General features: G+C 52.8%; 1 protein-coding gene. It reads left to right on the top strand.

All coding sequences use genetic code 11. From position 1 onward, the window contains the following. On the top strand, window positions 1-252 hold a 252-nt coding region (locus SB765_RS31950), incomplete at both ends, for a hypothetical protein (RefSeq protein ID WP_410932800.1).

Raw genomic sequence — 252 nt, 5'->3', positions numbered from 1 at the left:
GCTGCTGGCGGCGGCAAGCTTTCCCAAGTCGTTGTTTGACCATTTTGTTGCGCAACTGGAGAGCTTCCTTTTTTACTACATCTTCACTAAGACTCCTACCAAGGATCTGGAGCGCAGCTTCTCTCATTGGGCCGACGAACTGCGCGCGATTGCGGGTACAGCTGATGCGGCAAAGCAGAAGGCTCAGCTCAATGTCTTCATCGCCGAGCGTTTCGAGACCAATATGGTAGGTAAATCCCAGGAATTGGCGGA

It is taken from the genome of Pseudomonas sp. SIMBA_067, from assembly GCF_046534675.1.
GTDB classification, from domain to species: domain Bacteria; phylum Pseudomonadota; class Gammaproteobacteria; order Pseudomonadales; family Pseudomonadaceae; genus Aquipseudomonas; species Aquipseudomonas putida.
This window is presented reverse-complemented; position numbering and strand designations above follow the sequence as displayed.